The organism is Kitasatospora sp. NPDC059817 (genome assembly GCF_042731835.1).
In the GTDB taxonomy this organism is placed as follows: domain Bacteria; phylum Actinomycetota; class Actinomycetes; order Streptomycetales; family Streptomycetaceae; genus Kitasatospora.
Genome location: NZ_JBHWIR010000042.1, coordinates 11,467 through 30,730 on the forward strand (window position 1 = coordinate 11,467; position 19,264 = coordinate 30,730).

General features: G+C 74.6%; 10 protein-coding genes. 1 reads left to right on the plus strand and 9 read right to left on the minus strand.

What is annotated here, in order from left to right; all coding sequences use genetic code 11:
• Positions 1-104: 104 nt before the first annotated feature.
• From ACFV61_RS12065 to ACFV61_RS12075, 3 genes are read right to left on the minus strand one after another with little or no spacing between them, the layout of a single operon-like run.
• On the minus strand, positions 105-7,409 hold the full coding sequence (locus tag ACFV61_RS12065; protein ID WP_380491405.1) for a thioester reductase domain-containing protein: 7,305 nt from the start codon (positions 7,407-7,409) through the stop codon (positions 105-107).
• Positions 7,410-7,466: 57 nt separating this feature from the next.
• Complete coding sequence (locus ACFV61_RS12070) at positions 7,467-8,324, minus strand: class I SAM-dependent methyltransferase (protein WP_380338709.1); 858 nt, start codon at positions 8,322-8,324, stop codon at positions 7,467-7,469.
• Positions 8,321-10,828, minus strand: a complete 2,508-nt coding sequence (locus tag ACFV61_RS12075; RefSeq protein ID WP_380491407.1) for a lantibiotic dehydratase — start codon at positions 10,826-10,828, stop codon at positions 8,321-8,323. Before ACFV61_RS12075 ends, ACFV61_RS12070 begins: the two co-directional genes overlap by 4 nt.
• A gap of 188 nt (positions 10,829-11,016) precedes the next feature.
• Between ACFV61_RS12075 and ACFV61_RS12080 the strand changes: the two genes are divergently transcribed.
• On the plus strand, positions 11,017-12,240 hold the full coding sequence (locus tag ACFV61_RS12080) for a M20 family metallopeptidase (RefSeq protein ID WP_380338714.1): 1,224 nt from the start codon (positions 11,017-11,019) through the stop codon (positions 12,238-12,240).
• Between the two features lie 107 nt (positions 12,241-12,347).
• Here the strand turns inward: ACFV61_RS12080 and ACFV61_RS12085 are convergent, their stop codons facing one another.
• The 6 genes from ACFV61_RS12085 to ACFV61_RS12110 form a co-directional block, all read right to left on the minus strand.
• Entirely contained in the window at positions 12,348-13,025 is a 678-nt protein-coding gene (locus ACFV61_RS12085) for a VOC family protein (protein ID WP_380374275.1), read from the minus strand.
• Complete coding sequence (locus ACFV61_RS12090) at positions 13,025-14,128, minus strand: NAD(P)/FAD-dependent oxidoreductase (protein ID WP_380491409.1); 1,104 nt, start codon at positions 14,126-14,128, stop codon at positions 13,025-13,027. The genes ACFV61_RS12085 and ACFV61_RS12090 overlap by 1 nt, the downstream gene beginning before the upstream one ends.
• Positions 14,100-15,212, minus strand: a complete 1,113-nt coding sequence (locus ACFV61_RS12095; RefSeq protein WP_380491411.1) for a hypothetical protein — start codon at positions 15,210-15,212, stop codon at positions 14,100-14,102. Before ACFV61_RS12095 ends, ACFV61_RS12090 begins: the two co-directional genes overlap by 29 nt.
• Positions 15,205-16,470: a metallopeptidase TldD-related protein gene (locus tag ACFV61_RS12100; protein WP_380491413.1), complete on the minus strand. Its 1,266-nt coding sequence runs from the start codon at positions 16,468-16,470 to the stop codon at positions 15,205-15,207. Before ACFV61_RS12100 ends, ACFV61_RS12095 begins: the two co-directional genes overlap by 8 nt.
• A complete protein-coding gene (locus ACFV61_RS12105) occupies positions 16,467-18,776 on the minus strand; it encodes a lantibiotic dehydratase (protein ID WP_380491415.1) in 2,310 nt (769 codons plus the stop codon). The genes ACFV61_RS12100 and ACFV61_RS12105 overlap by 4 nt, the downstream gene beginning before the upstream one ends.
• A partial coding sequence (locus ACFV61_RS12110; protein WP_380491417.1) for a hypothetical protein occupies positions 18,773-19,264 on the minus strand: 492 nt, incomplete at its 5' end. The genes ACFV61_RS12105 and ACFV61_RS12110, both read right to left, overlap by 4 nt.

Here is a 19,264-nt window from a genome sequence, read left to right on the forward strand (position 1 = left end):
ACCGCTGGGGCCGTTGGCCAGAGATTTCTCCCGGCCAACGGCCTTCTGACTCGCGTCGGGACGACAGGGCTTGGACCAACGTGTCCCTCGCCTGCGGCGGTGCCTCAGTAGGACAGCCCCGGGCAGTACACCCCCTGCTGCGGCGCCGTGTACGAGCCGCGTGCCACCAGGGTCTCCAGTCGCTCCAGGGTGATGCCCCGGGTGTGGAAGGCCCAGCTCAGGGTCTCGGGCAGCAGTCGGCCCGGGATGCGCAGCCGGGGCGGCGCGCCGTCGGGGACGGCCCGGCGCATCAGCTCGCCGGCGCCCGTGTACAGCGCCCGTGCCGCAGCCTCCGAGACCGCCGTCAGATGGCCCAGGTCGGACAGGCCCGTGGTGTAGCCGGCGAGCGCACCGCTCGACCGGTCCAGGACCACGTACGGCTGCGACCAGCCGAAGGCCCGCTTGGCCGCCATGTGGATCTCGCCGTCCCGTGCATGGCCGTTGACCGAGCGGTACAGCTCCTGGCACGCGGGCACGTCGTCCTCGGTCATCGCGCGCACCGTGAAGCCGGCCATGTTCGCCGGGGTGGGCGGTGCGTACCCGGCGACCAGGGACAGCTGCTCGTGCGGGACGAAGCCGAGCGAGGAGTAGAGCCGGTACGCGCCCAGGTTGTTGGTCACCTGGACGGCCCGGACCGAGCCGCGGTCGTGCCGGGCGGCCGCGCCGATCACCTCGTCCATCAGCAGTCGGCCCACGCCGCCGCCCTGCGCGCCGGGCGCGACGCTGAGCGGGCCGAAGGCGGCGACGGACTCGCCCAGGACCAGGAAGTTGGAGCCCGTCACGGAGTCCGCGCCGTCGACCGCCACGTAGGCGAGGCAGCCCGGGGCCGCGAGCCGGTCCCGGAACATCTCCGTCACCTCGTCCACCGACGACCACTCCGGGGCGAGGCCGAGCGAGGCGTTGAGGGTGTTGAAGGCCTCGAAGCAGATGCCTGCCATCGCCGGAAGGTCCTCCCACGCCGCCTCCCGGACCCGGAGGGCCTGCGTACCGGTGTCGACGAGGCCGCCCCCGGCGCCGACGCCCGGTTCGGGGAAGTAGCCGACGCGGACGAAGAACCCGACGTACTTCTCGAAGAGTTCACGCGTCATCGGCGGGCAGTCGACGCCGGTACCGGCCAGCAGCTCGCGGGTCTGCGAGGTGTCGACGGACAGGTAGTGGTTGCGTCCGCTGTAGATGGTCGATTCGAACGCGTCGATCATCGGGACCATCGCGTTGTCGCGGTCGGCGCGGATGCGCCGCACCCAGGCGTCCCAGCGGAGTTCGTCCAGCCGGTAGCCGAGGGAGCGGAGGGATTCCGTCATCGCGGAGAACGGGAGGTGCGTCCCGTTGGCGAGGTGGTGGTTGCGGCCCGCCGCCCGGTCGTCGCGGGACAGCCGCAGGATCGCCGCGCTGACGTGGTCGACCGGCACCAGGTGGAAGATGCCGGCGGGATCCTGCGGGACGGCACCGGCCTGCACGATGCCCTTCATGCTCAGCCAGACGAAGTCGTGGGTCTGGCAGAAGCCGCGCTCCGAGTCGCCGGAGATCTCGTCCACCCGGTAGACCGAGACCGGCAGGCCCCGCCCCCTGGCGAGTTCGATGATCTGCTCCGCCACCAGCTTCGTCTGCCGGTAGCCGGACGACAGCGCCTCGGCGGGGCCCGGCGGGTCGGTCACCTGGAGCGCCTGCCCGGGGACCGCCTCCGCGGCGAACACGCCGGTGGACGAGACGTGGTGGACGGGCACGGTGCGGTGCCGTGCGGCCAGGCGCAGGATCTCCGCGGTGCCCGTGACGTTCGCGTCCTTCAACGCCGAGTACGGGTAGAGGCCGTTGACGGTCGCGGCGGCGTGGTAGACGCTGTCCACGCTGCGGGCGAGGGCGTCGAACCGTTCGGGGGCCAGCCCCAGCAGCGGCCGGGCGAGATCGCCGACGACCACGGACAACCGGTCCGGGTCGATGGCGTCCCAGAACTCGTACCACTCAAGGTTCTTGCGCAGCCGCGCCCACGCGTCCGCCTCGTCGGCCCCGCGGACCAGGCAGTGCACGGTCGCACGGGTCGTCCGCAGCAGGTCGCGCAGCAGGTACGCGCCCAGGAACCCGGTCGCACCGGTGAGGAGCACCTCCTGCGGGTCGTCCGCGACCCGGATCACCTCGTCGGCGGGGGAGATGTCCGCCGTCAGGACGACCTCGGCGGCGAAGTCCACCGCGTCCTCGTCGACGCCCGGCGTGGCGGACACCGCGGCCAGCACCTTCGCGAGCAGGTGGTCGGCGAGCACCGCCGGGGTCGGGTGCTCGAAGACGAGCGTCGGGCGCAGGCTCACCCCGCAGAAGTCGCTGAACTGGTTGCGCATCTCGACGGCCATGAGGGAGTCGACGCCGAGTTCGAGGAACGGCACGTCGGGGTCGATGGCGTCCGCGCTGTCGTGGCCGAGCACCGCCGCGACCCGGGTGGCGATCCGGTCGATCATGTGGAGGAGCTGCTTCTCCTCGTCCAGGCCGGCGAGCACGCCGGCAAGGCGGGCGGCGACCTCCGGGCGCTCACCCGGCTTGAGCACCCGCCCGGACGGGGCCGCCTCCTCGGTTGTGGCCTCCGCCTCCGCCTCCGCGATCGCGGCCGGTACCGGTGCCGGGGTGGGGCCGGCGAGTGCGGGCAGCCAGTAACGCTTGCGCTGGAAGGCGTAGGTCGGCAGCGTGACGTGGCGGGCGCCGGTGCCGTCGAAGAACGCCGCCCAGTCGACCGGGACACCGGCGGTGTGGAGCGCGGCGGCGACTGCGACGGCGGTCGCGGCACCGGGCCGGTCGCGCCGGGAGACCGGCAGCGCGCGGTGGTCGTTCGGCCGGCCACCCCCATCACCTTCGTCGGCGTCGTCGGCGATCTGACGCACCAGGGCCGTCAGGGACGCGTCCGGGCCGAGTTCGACGAAGGTGTCGGTGCCCCGCTCCCGCAGGGTCCGCACCGCGGCGGCGAACCGGACGGCCGAGCGCAACTGCCCGGTCCAGTACGCGGGTGTCAGCAGTTCCGCACCGGCGAGGGCGCCGGTGACCGTGGAGACGATCGGCAGGTCCGGCGCACGGTAGGTGACGGTCCGGGCCACGGCCTCGAACTCCTCCAGCACCGCGTCCATCCGGGGCGAGTGGAAAGCGTGACTGACCGTCAGGCGCTTCGTCCTGCAGCCCAGTTCGGCCACCAACCCGGCGACCTCCGCCACGGCGTCCTCGTCGCCCGAGACCACGACGGACCGGGGCGCGTTCACTGCGGCGATCCCCAGCCGGGACTCCCGGCCGGCGAGCAGCGGCAGGACCTCGTCCTCCGTGGCCTCCAGCGCGATCATGGCGCCGCCTTCGGGCAGCGCCTGCATCAGCTCGCCCCGGGCGGTGACCAGCCGGGCCGCGTCCGCCAGTGAGAACACCCCGGCGACGTGCGCGGCGGCCAGCTCGCCGAGGGAGTGGCCGGCGAGCGCGTCGGGACGCACACCCCAGGACCGCAGCAGCGCGAACTGCGCGACCTCCAGTGCGAACAGGGCGGGTTGGGCGATACCGGTGCGATGGATGCGCCCGTCGTCCGCCGCGTCGCCGGCGGCGGAGAGGAGCAACTGCCGTACCTGCGGCGCCAGATGGCCGCACACCGCGTCCAGCGCTTCGGCGAACACCGGGAACGCCTCGTACAGTTCACGGGCCATGCCCGCCCACTGGGAGCCCTGGCCGGTGAAGAGGAACGCCGTGGTCCGGGCGGCACCGGCGTGATCGGTGGTCAGTCCGGCCGCGGGCTCGCCCTCCGCGAGCGCGCCGAGTGCGCGCAGCAGACCCTCCGCGCTGTCCGCGCCGTTCGCCCCGCGACCGAGGTCCGCGACGACGGCGGCCCGGTGTTCGAGCCCGGCCCGGGACAGTGCCAGGGTGCGCCCCACGTCCACGGCATCCCGGTCGGGCGCCGCGCGCAGGAACGACTCCAGCCGGCGGGCCTGGTCGCGCAGCGCGGCCGGGGACTTCGCGGACAGCAGCCACGGTACGGCGGTGAGCGCCCGGACCGGGGCCGGGGCTTCCTCGGGCGAGACCGGGGCCGGGGTCCCCTCGGGCGAGGCCGGGGCCGGGGCCTCCTCGGGCGAGGGGAAGTGCGGCGCCTCCTCCAGGACGACATGGGCGTTGGTGCCGCTGATGGCGAAGGAGGACACCCCGGCGCGCCGGGGCCGTCCGTCGGCGGCCGTCCACGGCCGCGCCTCGTCGAGCAGCCGTACGTTCCCCGACGACCAGTCGACGTGCGGCGACGGACGGTCCACGTGCAGGGTCGCCGGGAGGACGGCGTGCCGCATCGCCTCCACCAGCTTGATGACACCGGCCATGCCCGCGGCGGCCTGGGTGTGGGCGATGTTGGACTTCACCGAGCCGAGCCACAGCGGCCGTTGAGGGTCCCGGCCGCGCCCGTACGCGGCGAGGATCGCCTCGGCCTCGATCGGGTCGCCGAGCATGGTCCCCGTGCCGTGGGCCTCGACCAGGTCGACCTCGTGGGCGGCCACCCGGGCGTTGGCGAGCGCCCGGCGGATCACCCGCTGCTGCGCCCGGCCGTTGGGCGCGGTGAGCCCGTTGGACGCGCCGTCCTGGTTCACGGCGCTGCCCCGGATCACGGCGAGCACCCGGTGGCCCGCCCGCTGCGCGTCGGAGAGCCGTTCGAGCAGCAGCACCCCCGCGCCCTCGCCGAAGGCGGTGCCGTCCGCCGCGCCGGCGAAGGCCTTCACCCGGCCGTCCGGGGCGAGGCCCCGGTGCCTGCTGAAGGTGATCATGTCGTCCGGGGTGGACATCACCGTGACCCCGCCCGCGAGCGCGAGCCGCGACTCACCGGAGCGCAGGGAGCCGCAGGCCAGGTGGAGGGCGACCAGGGACGCGGAGCAGGCCGTGTCGACGGTGACGGCGGGGCCGTGCAGGCCGAGGGTGTAGGCCACCCGGCCGGACATCACGCTGCCCGAGGTGGCGAAGCCGAGATGGCCCTCGTACTCGGACCCGGGCGCGGCGAGCGTGCTGTACGTCTGTCCCTTGGTGCCGACGAAGACGCCGGTCTCCGAGCCGGCCAGGCCGGTCGGGTCGAGGCCCGCCCGTTCGAAGGCCTCCCACGCGATCTCCAGCATCAGCCGCTGCTGCGGATCCATCGCGGTCGCCTCGCGCGGGGCTATGCCGAAGAATCCGGCGTCGAACGCGGACGGGTCGGTCAGGAAGCCGCCGCGCGAGACGTAGCTGGTGCCGGGGTGGTCGGGGTCGGGGTCGAACAGCGTGTCCAGTGCCCAGCCCCGGTCGGTGGGGAAGTCCGAGGTGGCGTCCCGGCCTGCGGCGACGAGGTCCCACAGCTGCTCGGGTGACTCCACCCCGCCGGGGAAGCGGCAGGCCATGCCGATGATGGCGATCGGCTCGGCGCCGTCCGGGCCGGGCCCCGCGGGGGCTGTGTGCTCGGCCGGGAACGCTTCGGCGGGCGCGCGGGTGTCGGTCGGCTCCGTCAGCTCCGCGACCAGCCGGTCCGCGAAGGCGGCGGGCGTCGGGTGGTCGAACACCGCCGTCGCCGGGAGTCGCAGCCCGACCAGCGCGCACAGCCGCCGCCCGACCGCCACGACGGCGAGGGAGCCGAGGCCGAGATCCACGAACGGCCGTGTGGGCGCGACCCGTTCGGCTTCGACGCCGAGCGCGAGCGCCACCTCGGCGCGGACCAGGTCCAGTACCGTCCGGGCCCGCTCGGCCGCCGTGAGCGCCGCGAGCCGGCCCGCCCACTCGCCCCGGTCGGGCTCGGCCCCGAGGCCCCCGTGCTCCCCGGGCCCGCCGGTGGACGCCGTACCGAGCAACCGGGGGTCCGCGTCCGCCAGCAGATGCCGGGTGACCTTCCCGGACGCGGTGCGCGGAACGTGCTCGACGGCGTACACCTTCTCCGGCACCTTGAAGAAGGACAGCCGCGTCCGGCAGTGCTCGAACAGAGCCTGGACGTCGACGCCTTCGGGACCGGGCACCACGTACGCGACGGGCACCTCGCCGAGCACCTCGTGGGGCTCCCCGCCCACCGCCGCGTCGGCCACGCCCGGCGCCGTGCGCACCACGTCCTCGATCTCGACGGGGTGGATGTTCTCGCCGCCCCGGATGATCAGCTCCTTGAGACGGCCGGTCAGGGTCACCTGCCCGAGGGCGTCCCGGCGGGCCAGGTCGCCCGTGCGGTACCAGCCGTCCCGCAGCACCTGCGCCGTGGCGTCGGGCTGCCCGTGGTAGCCCAGCATCAGGTTGGGGCCGCTGACCCAGACCTCGCCCTGCTCGCCGTCGGGCACCTCGGCGCCGGAACCGCCATCCACCAGGCGGATGTCCACCCCCGGGACGGGCGGCCCGGCCGCTCCGGCCGCCCGGTCGCCCGTCGGCCGGTTCGAGGTGATCGCGCCGGTCTCGGTCGATCCGTACTGGTCCACCAGCGGGACCCCGAACGCCTCCTCGAAACGGCTGCCGAGGGAGGCGCCGCCGGCCGAACCGGCGACGAACCCGAGCCGCAGCGAAGGCAGCCGGGTGTGCTCCTGGCGGGCACGGTCCAGCAGGTAGTGGTACGTCGTCGGCACCCCGGCGAGGAAGGTCACCCCGTCGTTGCGCAGGGCGTCCAGCACCTCGGAAGGGGCGAAGCCGCTCATCAGCCGGGCTCCGGCGCCCACGGCCACGACCGCCATGACGCACAGGTTCTGGCCCAGGCCGTGGAACAGCGGCATCGGCCACAGCAGTCGGTCGTCCTGCGTCATCCCGAGCACGCCCACGTGGCAGGCCTCCACCAGCCACAGCGAGCTGCGCAGGGAGTAGAGCACTCCCTTGGGACGGCCGGTGGTGCCCGAGGTGTAGAGCATCCAGGCCGGAGCGTCGAGCGGGCTCTCCTCGGGCACCGGTCCGTCGTAGGGGGTGGCCGCGAGCGTCTCGTACGCTGTGATGTCCGCGGTTGCGCCGGAGGCGTCCGCCGGTGCCATGGGGGAGTCGCCGGTGAGCACGATCGAGGGCCGGGACGGGCCGGACGCGGCCACCGCGCGCAGCAGCACGTCGAGCCGCGCCGGGTCGCACAGCACCACCGACGCCCCGGAGTCCCGCAGGAAGTGGACCAGTTCGGCCTCGGACGCCTGCGGATTCAGCGGCACGGTGATGCCGCCCGCCCGGATGACGGCGAGGCAGCTCTCCACCATCTCCACGCTGTTGCCCATGAGGACGGCGGCCCGGCCGCCGTTCTCCAGTCCCAGCGCGGCGAGCCGGCCGGCGAGCCGAGAGGTCCGCAGATCCAGTTCCCGGTAGCCGACGCCCCGCCGGGCGTCGGCGAAGGCCACCTTGTCCCCGATCCGGGCGGCGTGTCCGCCGAGCAGTTCGGACAGCGGACGGATCAGCGAAGGGGTCGTGTCAGGAGCCATGTCATCGCACCTCTCGGCTCTGTGTTCAGCGCTTGGTAGACGGTTGCGGTCGTGCCGTCAGCGGACGGCCAGCACGGTCCTGGTCGGGCAGGAGAACTCCAGGGAGCCGTCCGGCCCCGCGAGCACCCGCAGCGCCTCGCGCGCCTCGTCGGTAGCTTCGGCCACCCGCTCCGCGGGCACCAGGTCCCACTGCACGCGGGTGGTCACGGTCCTGGTCCACGCCAGGTAGTCGTCGATGGTCTCGAAGCGGGAGTCCGCCGGGACGTGGCGGATCCGTACATCGCTGAAGCCGGCGGTGAGGAAGGCGGCGGCCGTGGACTCCTCACCGGCCAGCGGGCCGCCGAGGCCCAGGACCACCTGCCACGGGTCGTCCACACCCTCGGGGAGGTACTTGGCGAGCACCCCGGAGAGGATCTCGGCGGACTCCCAGCCGGCGGCCAGCCTGCCGTTCTCGGTGGGGAAGGTGGTCGCGGCGAACCTGCCGCCGGGGCGCAGCGCCGCGGCGGCGCAGGACAGGGCCTTCTCCGCCTCGGGCAGCAGGAACAGGACCATCCCGGCGCTCGCCGCGTCGAACGGCTCGGCGAAGGCGAAGTCCTGGGCGTTGCCCAGCTCCGCGCGGGCCCGGCCGGCGACCCCGCGGGCCGTGATGTCGGCCGTGCAGGCGTCGACCATGCCCTGGGCCTGGTCGATGCCGAGCACGAAGCCCTCCGGGCCCACCGCGTGGGCGATCGGGAACAGGCAGGCGCCGCGCCCGCAGCCGATGTCGAGCACCCGTTCGCCCGGCGAGAGCTCCAGGGTGTCGGCGATCATCTTCCCCAGCGGGTGGAAGATCATCTGACCTGCGGAATCGTACTGCTCGGCGGCCTTGTCGTAAGCGTCCCTCACCAGTGAGGTGATGCGGAGGTCCTCGGTCATGACGCGCTCTCTTCCTGTTGTTCCGGGGTCGGCGGATTGTCGGATGTCACCGGCCGCACGATGCAGCCGAGACGGAATTCGGCACAATGCGTTTCGTCCGCCACGCGCCACCACAACTGGTCCGGGGTGGGCAGCATTTCGGACACGACGACTTCCCCTTCGGGAAGTCGCGCGATATCGATCACCGACAGCGGATCGGCGAAATCGACGTACAGCGGCTTGGGTTCGGCCGGATGCTTCACGTAGACGTGGCGCGGAATTCCCTGGGCGGCCCGCAGCCGCTGCACGGACAGCCACTGGGCGACGGTGTCCGCGGCCTTCTCCGGAGCCCTTTCCGGAATGCTCAGCCGCCAGCGGGCACGCTGGACCACGACACCGTCCACCACGATCCTGGGGGTGTACGCGCCGAGGTCGACCGGCACCGGGACCAGCGCGGGCCTGGACACCGCGCGGTGCAGCGTCGACGACAGGTCGCCGGGGTAGAGCAGCCGCCGCCGGCCGCCCACCACCACCGCGTCGGCCGAAGCGGGCACGACGGCGTCCGCGATCGGCACCACGTCGGCCCGGTCCTTGCCCGAGAGGCCGCTCAGTTCGATGGCGGCACCGGGGAGTTCGGGGGTCACATGGGCGCTGCGCCGGCGCGAGACGATGGTCGCGGCGGTCCCGGGCGGCACGGCTCGCGCCACCCGCTCGGTGAAGCCGCCCCACAGCCCGTCCGGGTCGCTGTGCAGCGGACGCTCCAGCCCCCCGAAGATCGAGCTGCAGTCGTCGTGCAGCTCCGAGAGCACCCAGTCGGCGGTGGCCGGGTCGGGGCCCGCCACCATCAGGTCGGGGCTCGGCAGGCAGGCGTCGTCAGGGCCGTACGTCACGGTGTCCCACAGCGGCGCCAGCGCCTCGGCCAGTTCGCCTCGGCTCAGCTCCACGACCGGGGGGCGGCCGTCGGCCGCTCCCGCGGCCTCCACGGCCCGCCCGACCAGTCGGCGCAGCACCGCGTCCAGCCGGTCGCGGCGCGGTGAACGAGCGGGTATCTCCCGTGCGGCCAGTGCGGCGAGCGGCGCCGGGGCGCCCCCCAGCTCGGCGCGCAGGGCGTCGCGGGCGTCCTCCCTGGCCAGCAGCGCCGCGAGGAACACCAGCGGGAACACCGCCTCGGTGACCTCCCGGATGCGCTCCACGACCGGCGCCCCGAAGCCGACCCGCTCGCTCAGTGGACTCGACCTGTCCTCGTGGAACAGCTCGCGGTCGGCGTAGTGCCGTCCGCTGTCCTGCGAGACCCGCCCGCCGTCCGCCGCGCGGGCCGCCCGCACGGCGAGGAGGTGCGCCGCCCGCTCGGGCCAGGGCGCCCGCGCGTACGTGTCGCGGACCTCCGCCAGGTTCACCGCCGTGTCCGTGGGGTGCTCGGCCGCCAGTCTGGTCAGCGCGTGCAGTTCGGTCGCCGGCAGCCGCCAGGGGGAGACGACCAGCGCCGGCCCGAGTGCCTTCACCAGCCCGGCGGCGTACGCGTCGTCCGCCCCCGTCCGGTGCGGGGGCGGCACGGGGCCGGCGGCGCTGACGAGCGAGTCGAGCCGGCTCCCCGGCGCCGCGGCGGCGGCACTCCACAGCGCCAGCGCGGGCCCCGCGACCTTGAACCTGCGCCCGTCCACGGCCCGTTCCAGCACCGGGGACGAGCCGGGCCGGCGGAACAGCGGACTGGGCCACACGCGCTGCCGCGTCAACGGCACCTCGCGGGCGGCCTGCTCCCGCAGCTCCTCCACCAGCCAGGCGCTCGCCTCCACCACGACCCTCTCGCGGCCGGGCGCGCCGACCAGCAGGGTCTCCTCCTGCTCCGGCACCAGACGGCCGAACAGCACCGGGCCGAAGAACGAGACGGTCTCGCACTTGGTGGCGAACCGGCGCAGATAGCGGTGCAGGGTGTCGACCCGGCGGCGCAGGGTCTGCGGCAGGGCGCCGCCCTCGTCCCGCGCCTGCGCCCAGCCCGGGTGCGTCAGCGGCGGGGTCTCCAGGGCCGTGTGGTGGAACGAGGGGTTGGACACGAACACGGCGTGCCCGAAGTCGTCGCGGCCGGCGGCCCGTGCGGTGTGCAGCCGGGCCCGCAGCAGGGCCGCCTCCAGCTCGGCCCCGGCCGCCGCCAGCCGTTCGCCGAGCGCGGCGACCAGGGCGTTCCAGCGGGGCGCCCAGTCCGGCGCGCCGGTCGCCGCGAGGACCGCCGCGCACCGCTCGTCCAGGGGCGCGCCGCCGTCCACCAGCCGGCGGCAGCTCTGGAGGGCCCGCAGCGACCGCTGGCGCGGTTCGACCGTCCGTACGGCCTTCCGCAGCCCCGGCCACAGCACGTCCAGGAAGTGCGCACGTTCGGCGGCGACCGCCTGCTCCGCCGCGAGCACCCCGGCGGCGGTGCCGAGCAGTTCCTCGGATGCGAGCCCGTCCAGGAGCCCGGCGGGGAAGCCGGTCGCGCGCAGCAGCGACCAGGGCATCATCTCGACCGAGAGTTCCCCGTTGCCCGCCCGCACGTTCCATGTCAGTGACGCTGTCAGTGGGTCTTTCAGTGAATCTGTCAGTGAATCTGTCGGTGACGCCATGTCAATTCTCCAGACTGGTCTCGCTTTTCGTCGGAGACTCCGGTAGGAAGGAAAAGGCCAGGGAATTGTCCGGCCATCCGGCCGACGGAGATCCCGGTCATGCGGAGGGGAAAGAGAAGATGCGAATCTCGTCTCGGATCATGCGCGGTTGTCGCGAAAGCGTCGAACGCGCCGAACACGAACTGATCGCGCTGTCCAGGAGTATTCACGCCGAGCCGGAGACCGCGTTCAAGGAGCACCGCAGCGCCGCCAAGGTGAGCGGCCTGCTGCGGGACGAGGGATTCGAGGTGGTGCCCGGCGCCGGCGGCCTGGACACCGCGTTCACCGCCCGCTACGGCAGCGGCCCGCTCACGGTCGGGCTGTGTGCGGAGTACGACGCGCTGCCGGGCCTCGGCCACGCCTGCGGCCACAACATCATCGCCGCCTCGTCGGTGGGCGCGGCCCTGGCGCTGAGGGACGTGGCCGACGACCTCGGCATCACCGTCATGGTGCTGGGCACCCCGGCCGAGGAGGAGGGCGGCGGCAAGATCGCCATGCTGGAGGCCGGCGTCTTCGACGAGGTGTCGATGGCGATGCTCGTCCACCCGGCCCCCGAGGACAACTGCGCTCCCCGCCCCCTCGCCCTGGTCGAGCTCGAAGTCCGCTACACCGGGCGGGAGTCGCACTCCGCACTCGCCCCGCACCTGGGTGTCAACGCCGCCGACGCCCTGACCGTGGCGGAGGTCGCCGTCGGCGTGGGCCGCCAGCACTTCGAGCCGCGGCAGCAGGTGCACGGCATCGTGACCCGGGGCGGCGAGGTGCCCAACGTCGTCCCCGCGCACACCAGCGCCCTGTACAACCTGCGGGCCGGCGACATGGAGTCCCTGGGGCGCCTCGAAGCACGCGTCAGAGCCTGCTTCGAGGGCGGCGCCGTCGCCACCGGCTGCACCCACGAGGTCCGCTCGACACCCGCGTACGCCGAACTGGCCCACGACCCGTTCCTGGTGGCGGCCTACCGGGCGGCGGCGACCGAACTGGGCCGCCCCCTGGTGTCCCCGGAGGAGGAGCGCGCGATGCCCACCGGCAGCACCGACATGGGCAACGTCAGCCGGGTCCTGCCCAGCGTGCACCCCAGCATCGGCATCGACAGCGGCGGCGCGGTCAACCACCAGCCGGAGTTCGCCCGGGCCTGCGTGGCCCCGGCCGCCGACCGGGCACTGCTCCAGGCGTCCGTCGCACTGGCCTGGACGGCAGTGCAGGCCGCCGAGGACGACCAGGCCCGGGAGCGGCTGCTCACGGCCCACGCGGCTCGTCGTGACGCGGGCCGCACTGCTCGTCGTGACGCGGGCCGCACGGCCGGCTGACCGCCGCCGTCCGGACCTGCCCGGCCGGGCAGGCCCGGACGCCCCGGCCGCGGCGGTGCTGCGGCCGGGGCCGCCCGGTGCCCCCGCGGGTGCGGGGCGTGCGGGGGTCACGGAAGCCGCACCACCGTCTCGCCCTCGGCGGTGTCGATGTGCACCGCCGAGATGCGGGGACCGGCCGCGGGGTCGACCAGGACGTCGAGCGCGGCGAGTCCGGGCCACCGGTCCGCCCAAGCCCGCTCCGGCTCCCGCGCCGGGCCCGTCTCAAGGCGCCGCAGCGACGTCGGGCAGACCCGGTGCCCGGCCGCCTTGAGATCGCCCGGCACCCGTGCCGCGCGCGCCTGCGGGTCGCCGTAGCTCAGGAAGAACGGCAGCACCCGGCTGCGCCACGACAGGTCGAACGCCGCCTCCGCCCACGGCACGCTCCCTCCGTCGGCCCGGACCGACTCGCCGCGGAAGAGGTCCGGATCCGCTCCGGTGACCGTCTCCACCGCGCGCGCGGTGGACTCGATGTCGTCGGTCAGCGCCGCCCAGTTGAGGAAGTCCGGCCCGTCCGCCGTCCGTTCCAGGAACAGCCGGCCGAAGTCCTCGCCCGCCAGCCGCCGTTCGTCGTGGGTGACGAGCAGCTCCAGGTACTGCACGTCGGGCGTGTCGAAGGGCACCACCCAGCTCGCCGTGCCGTCCGGGTTGGGGCTGCCGTCGGTGATGCCGAACCCGTACTCGTCCCACAGCAGTTCGCGCAGCGGCTCGATGGTCCGCGCGCCGAGGATCACATGGTCGATGCGCATCAGGAGGCACCGCCCAGGGCGTGCGAGGGGCACATGCTGTACGGCAGGGTCTCCCAGTCGTCGCCGACCAGGCCGGCCGCCATGCCCTTGCCGGTGGCGCGCGCCGAGAGCAGCCCGTGCCCGGCATGGCCGGCCGACAGGAAGATCCGCTCGTGGCCGGGCAGTGCGCCCGCCAGCGGCCGCCCGGTGTTGGACACCGGGCGCAGTCCGGCACGGAGCTCCACGGGCACCGAGTCCGCGAGCCCCGGCATGACGGTCGTGGCGAACCGCAGCAGGTTGGCGATGCCCTGGGTGGTCACGTGCTCGGCGAACCCCGTGTCCTCCTCCGTCGCACCGACGATCACGTCGTCACCGACCCCGGGCGCGAGGTAGTAGGCGGAGGACAGGATGCAGTTCAGCTCCTCGCCGGTCCGCAGCACCGCCATCTGCCCGCGCTGCGGCCGGACTCCGGTCGCCTCGGCCAGGCCCTTGCCCGAGCTCCAGGCGCCGGCGGTGATCACCACCCGGTCCGCGCGGAGCGTCCCGTCGGAGGTCAGCACCGAGACGGCCGCGCCCTCCTCGCGCACCTCCCGCACCGTGACGCCCTGTTGCCAGTCGACGCCCCGGGCCAGGCACCGGCGCCGTACGGCGTCCAGGTAGCGGCGGCCGTCGATCATCAGCCCGTCCGGGTCGAGGAGGTAGCGCCTGCTGGTCGGCAGCTTGAGCCCGGGCGCGGCCTGCGCGAGGGCGCCGCCCTCCACCCAGTCGCCGACGCCGAGCCCGCTCAGCACGTCGCCGTGGGCCTCGACGTCCGTCTCGCGCAGCGCGCGCAGGATGGGCCTGGCCACGCTGAACGCGCCGTACTCCGGCTCCAGCCGGGCGACGTCGGCGTCCAGGTCCCGCTTGGCGGTGCGCAGCCAGTCGTAGAACTCCCGGTCGGTGAGGTAGCGCAGCGAGGGGACCGCCACCCCCGCCGCGCGGTTGGTCGAGTGCCCGGGTTCGGCGCCGGCGTCGAGCACCCGGACGGACGCCCCGCTGTCGCTCAACTCCTCGGCGAGGCAGGCGCCGACGATCCCTCCGCCGATGAGCGTGAAGTCAGGGGGTGATGACGGTGACGACGGCATGTCCTGCACCTTCCATTTCGGCCGCGCCGGCGAGTACCAGCGAGCGGGTGGTCACGTCGCTGTCGCTGTGGACAGCCATGGGTGGGCCGGCCAGGCCGCGGGCCTGGCGCAGCAGATGGACGGGTTTGCCCCGCAGGGCGAGGCGGAACCAGCCGCCGGGCCGGTCCGCGACCCTGGCCAGGCACTGGAGCCGGACGGTGCCGTCGCCGTGGTAGCGCTGGAGGCCTTCCACGCACCAGACGAGTTCCACCGCGTCCGGGGGCACCTCGGCCCGGGGCCCGTCGAGTTCGAGCCGGGCCAGCGGCGGCGGGCCGAACCCGCCGGTGTCGTGGTCCCACACGGCCCGGCCGCGCGCGATGCCCTCGGCGAGCGGGGGCGGCGGGCAGATCCGGCCGCCGTCGACCAGGAGGGTGGGCAGCGCCGGGTCGCCCCGGTCGTCCAGCCCCGAAGCGTCCTGCCCCGACCCGTCCAGCGCCGACCCGGGCGGCGCCGACGGTAGATCGGTCAGGGTCAGCTGCGGCAGGATGCGCCGCCCCGCCAGCCGGGCGGCGGTCGCGCGCCCCCCGCGCGAGGTCAGCGAGAAGGCCGCACCGGCCACCAGCACCGACGCCGCGGAGGGCCGCAGCAGCAGCGGCCGCTCGCGCCAGTCGCCCGGCGGGTCGGCCGGTACGAACGGCCCCGAGAGCGCCCCGAGTTCGTCCCAGGGCAGGGCGTCCACGAGCCCGGCCGGATCCCCCGGGCCGCTGGTGCCGAGCAGTACGGGACCGCCAGGGGTCTCGACGCGGGCCAGCAGCTCGGCCCGCCGGGACACCGGCAGGCCGTCGCCGTCACGCCACTCGTGGATCTGCGCCACCGCGCTCTGGAGCCCGGCGACGGCCGACGCCGTCCGTTCGGCCGCCTCGGTGAGCAGCAGCCCGGTCTCCTTGCCCGCGTCCTGGTCCGGCGACCCGGTGACCCGCCGGGAGCCGGTGACCCGGCCCGTCGCGTCCCGTTCGAGGCGCAGGGTGTCGAGCGAGACGGTCAGCCGCGGCGCGCCGCGGGTGGGCGTGACGATTCCGGAGGCACGGGTCCTGGTCTCAGCCACGGGCCACCGCCCGTAGCCCGACGAGCCCGGCCGGCAGCCGGAACCCGGCGTTCGCGAACGACACCGGCACCGGGTACTGCCCCAGCTTCCCGCAGCCCCCGGTGGCCCGCAGGTAGGCGGCGACCCGGTGCTCGTAGGGCCGCAGACCCGCGAGCACCCGCGCTCCGTCACCGGTCACCGTCAGCGGGCCCAGCCGGGCGGTGCTGCCGTCGACGCGGTGCAGCAGGGAGAACGGGGCGTGGAAGACGAAGGCGCCCGAGGCGATGTTCATCATGTCCAGCCGCAGCCCGTACGGGGCGATCCAGTCGCCCGAGGGCGGCTCCGGCTCGGCCGTGGGCTCGATCAGGGCCACGGTGTGGGTCATCCGGGGGATCGCCGGATGCCGGTAGTTCTGTTTGCGCCCGTGGCCCGTGCCGGGGCCGCCGCCGAGCAGGGCGGCGAGCGCCCGGTCGGTCATCGGCCGCCCCACCGTGCCCCGGTCGATCAGCCGCAGGGTGCGGCACGGGGTGCCCTCGTCGTCGAACGGGCTGCGGTAGCCCGGCCCGTCGTGCGCACCGCCGTCGAGCACCGACAGCCACGCGGGTGCGACCGGCCGCCCGGCGCGCGCCCCGAGGTAGCTCGTCCCGGACGCGACTACGTCGGCCTCCATCGGGTGCCCGACGATCTCGTGGAAGAACGCCCCGGCGAGGCCGGGCAGCAGCACGAGGTCGGCGCCGTCCGGGAGTTCGGTGGCGAGCGGCAGTGCGAGGCGTTCGCGCACCGCCTCGGCCGTCCGCACGGCCGCGTCCCGCAGCCCGCCCGGGTCGGACCCCGCAGGGGCGCACAGCAGCGACCGGGAGTGGACGGTGCCGTCGTCACCGGTCAGCCTGGTCTCCAGGGTCGTGACGATCCGCTCGGTGGTGGCGACGCGGTCCGCGCCGCCGGCGGCGACGTGCTGCTGGGCCACACCCAGGGTCAGCTCCGCGCCGGTCTCGGCGGCGATCCCGGCGAGCTCGGCGCGCAGCTCGGGGGTCAGCTCGAACAGCGGCCGTTCCTGCACCTCGCGCAGCGCGTCGGCGGCCTCCGTGCCCGCTCCGGCGGCGCCCGAGGCCAGCAGGTCGTCGCCGTCGGCGAAGCGGTGCTCGGTGAAGCCCCGGTCGAGGTGCCGTTCGACGCTCATCCCGCGCACCGAGGTCCGCTCGGTGGAGACGGTGCCGTCCGGGAGCACGTCGGCCCGCATCCGCAGCGAGTGCTCGGCGAAGAGCGTGGTGTGCGTCATCGCGTGCCGCTCCCGTCGCTGTTGGTGCCGCTGTCGGTGCCGCAGCTGCCGATGATCTGCATCCGCAGCTCGCTGGTGTAGCGCCGGCCTTCGCCGTCGCGCAGCCACAGCTCGTCCGGTCCCGGTGCCATCCGCTCCACGCCCAACTGCTCGGCGCCGCGCGCCACATGGCTGATCAGGTCCGCCGCGAGCGGTGAGGCCAGGTCGATCAGGTACGGCTTGCGCTCATGGGCGCTGCGGCAGAAGACGAACCGCGTTCCGGTGTCCCGGGCCAGCCTGCGCAGCGCGAGGAACCTCGCTTCGGGTTCCGGTGCCGCGAGCGCCGCAGTGGGCACCTGCCACCGGGACCGCTGCAGGACGACCGATCCCAGGGCCACTTCGGGCTGTGCGTCCTCGGTGGTGAAGGTGGGGTGGAGCACCTGCGGATGCGAAAGGGCGGCGATCGGGGCGTACTTGACGAAGTCGCTCAGCGGGACGTACGCGCTGACCGCCTTGCCGTCCGGATCGTGCAGGGTGACGTCGTGCGGCCCGATGCGGACGGTGAGGTCCTCCGGCTTCAGCAGCTCCGGCTGGTCGTGGTCGGTCCAGGTCAGCGGGCGCATCGCGACCTCACGGCCGGGGAAGCGGTAGTAGCCCTTGTTGCGGCGCCCGAAGTCGAGGCCGACGACCGTGCCGTCCTGCGCGGCCGTCCAGGCGGCGGCGTCCGCGCCGAGTCGGTCCGGATCCGGGTGCATCGTGCCCAGCCAGCTGCGCACCAGCAGGTGGTGGTGGGCGCGGGAGAGGACGAGCGGGGCGTCCGCGCCGAGCCCGGCGGCGTCCGGCGCCGCGGGGCACAGGTCGATGACCGCGTACCGGTCGCCGTCCAGCGCCCCGGCCTCCTCGGTCAGCCGCTCGACCTCGGCCCGCCAGTCGGCGCCGGGGTAGACGGGTGCGTGGGCCGCCTGGAAGGTGCTGGTCGAGTCGGACCGGCTCGCGGCCGCTCGGGTCGCGTACGTGAGGAGGTCCAACTCCGTGGCCGGTGCCCCGGTTGGGCCCGTTTCTCCTGCGGTCCCGTCCGTGAAGGCGTCGCGCACTGCGGCCGCCGCGGCGCGCTGGGCGGCCTGCCCGTGCGCGGTGCACACCTCCAGCACGGGGGCGAGCTGCCGCTCCCAGTCGCCGACCAGCCCGGCTCCGAGGGTCAGCGCGAAGGGCGACGCGCACTCCTCGAAGAACACGGCGCGGTCGGCGTACGCCGCACCGGCGCCCCTCCTGGCCGGCCTGCCGGTGAACTCGGTGAACCGCTCCTCCAGGGCGGCGACGGCGGCCGCCTTGTGGTCCAGCGGCGCCTGCGCCAACTCGCCGATGAGGGAGGCGAGTTCAGCCACCCGGTCGAGCCACAGCTCGCGGGCCGGTGAGGCGGGCAGCGCGGAGAGCTGGTCCCGCAGCGTCGCGAGGGGCTCCAGGTCGTAGTCGCCGCCGCCGAGGCCGATGGTGACGGCCTCCTCGGCCACCAGCCGCATCAGCGTCCTGGCCACGTCGCGGGCCGGCTGCCCGGCGGCGCGCACCACGTCGCGGAACACCGTTCCGTCCGGGGCCACGAGCGGCAGCAGCGGCTCCCGCGCCGCGTCACCCCGGCCGGTGGAGTGGAACGCGAGATGCGGAAGGACCTTGGGGTCCCGGGCGATCGCCGTGGCCAGCGCACGCGCCGCCCAGTGCGAGAAGAACACCCGGCGGGCGCGGGGCACGTCGTCGCGCAGTACGGCACCCTCGCCCTCGCCCACCGTGCCGTACGCCATGGGCCCGAAGAAGCTCACCGTCTCGTTCTTCGCGCAGAACCGCTGCACGTACGTGAACATCTGCCGGCGCACCCGGCGCCAGCGCGAGGTCAGCGGGCCTTCGTACGCCAGCAGCGGGAGCAGCATGTTGCGGTACGCGTCCGGGTTGGACAGGAACACGGCCTCGGAGACCCCCGGATCCGCCAGCAGATCCCGTAGTCGCTTTCCGGCCTCGTCGTCGGCCTGCCGGCAGGCGAGCACGTAGCGTTCCCAGGCGTCGGCCCAGGCGCTCACCGCCCGGCTCCACTGCGGCCCGCCGGACGACGCCGGCAGCTGCCGTGCCCGTCCGCGCAGCACGTCGGAGCGCAGCGACTCGGCGCGGGGCCCGCTGAACTGCGTCTCCACCAACTCCAGGACGGTCCGCTCGCGGTCGAGCAGCTCGTCCGCGAGTTCCAGCAGGGAGTGGGGCGCGCCCAGCTCCTCCAGCCAGTCGAACGGCATTCCCGCATGGCGCAGGATGAACTCCCGCCCGATGCGCCACTGTCGGCTCACTGGCTCCTCCGCATCACACCGGCCTGGACCAGCCGGTCGGTCAGTTTCCTTCGGGCACCGTCGCTGATCCGGTCCAGGACGGCGGTGTCGCCGGACGAGAGCCGCTCCACGACCGGTGTCAGCTTCGGATGCAGCCGGAACGCGCTGCCCGTCCGCAGGTTCACCACGAACGAACCCGGGCCCTGGCCGTCCGGGCCGGGCCCCTCCCCGGCCACGACGGCGGCCGACGGCTCCCACACCGCCGTCCCGTCCGGTGCGGCGAGCACGCAGCAGGCGAACCGGCCGGGGAACAGGTCGGCCACGGAACCGAGTTCGGCGTTGAGTGCGCCGATCGCCGCGGTGCGCGCCGTTTCGTCGAGCGTCCCGGGCCCGCTGAACCGGTCCCAGCGGGGCAGGTCGTGGGCGGGGGGGGGGGGGCCGCGCACCCGCACCCCCCCCCCCGCCACCCGGGCGGCGCCCCCCCCGCCCCGCCGCCCCCCGCACGCGCC

Coding starts and splice junctions, on each gene's coding strand:
- ACFV61_RS12070 (WP_380338709.1), bottom strand. CDS start 8,324: ATGACCGAGGACCTCCGCATCACCTCACTGGTGAGGGACGCTTACGAC.
- ACFV61_RS12065 (WP_380491405.1), bottom strand. CDS start 7,409: ATGGCTCCTGACACGACCCCTTCGCTGATCCGTCCGCTGTCCGAACTG.
- ACFV61_RS12090 (WP_380491409.1), bottom strand. CDS start 14,128: ATGCCGTCGTCACCGTCATCACCCCCTGACTTCACGCTCATCGGCGGA.
- ACFV61_RS12080 (WP_380338714.1), top strand. CDS start 11,017: ATGCGAATCTCGTCTCGGATCATGCGCGGTTGTCGCGAAAGCGTCGAA.
- ACFV61_RS12100 (WP_380491413.1), bottom strand. CDS start 16,470: ATGACGCACACCACGCTCTTCGCCGAGCACTCGCTGCGGATGCGGGCC.
- ACFV61_RS12085 (WP_380374275.1), bottom strand. CDS start 13,025: ATGCGCATCGACCATGTGATCCTCGGCGCGCGGACCATCGAGCCGCTG.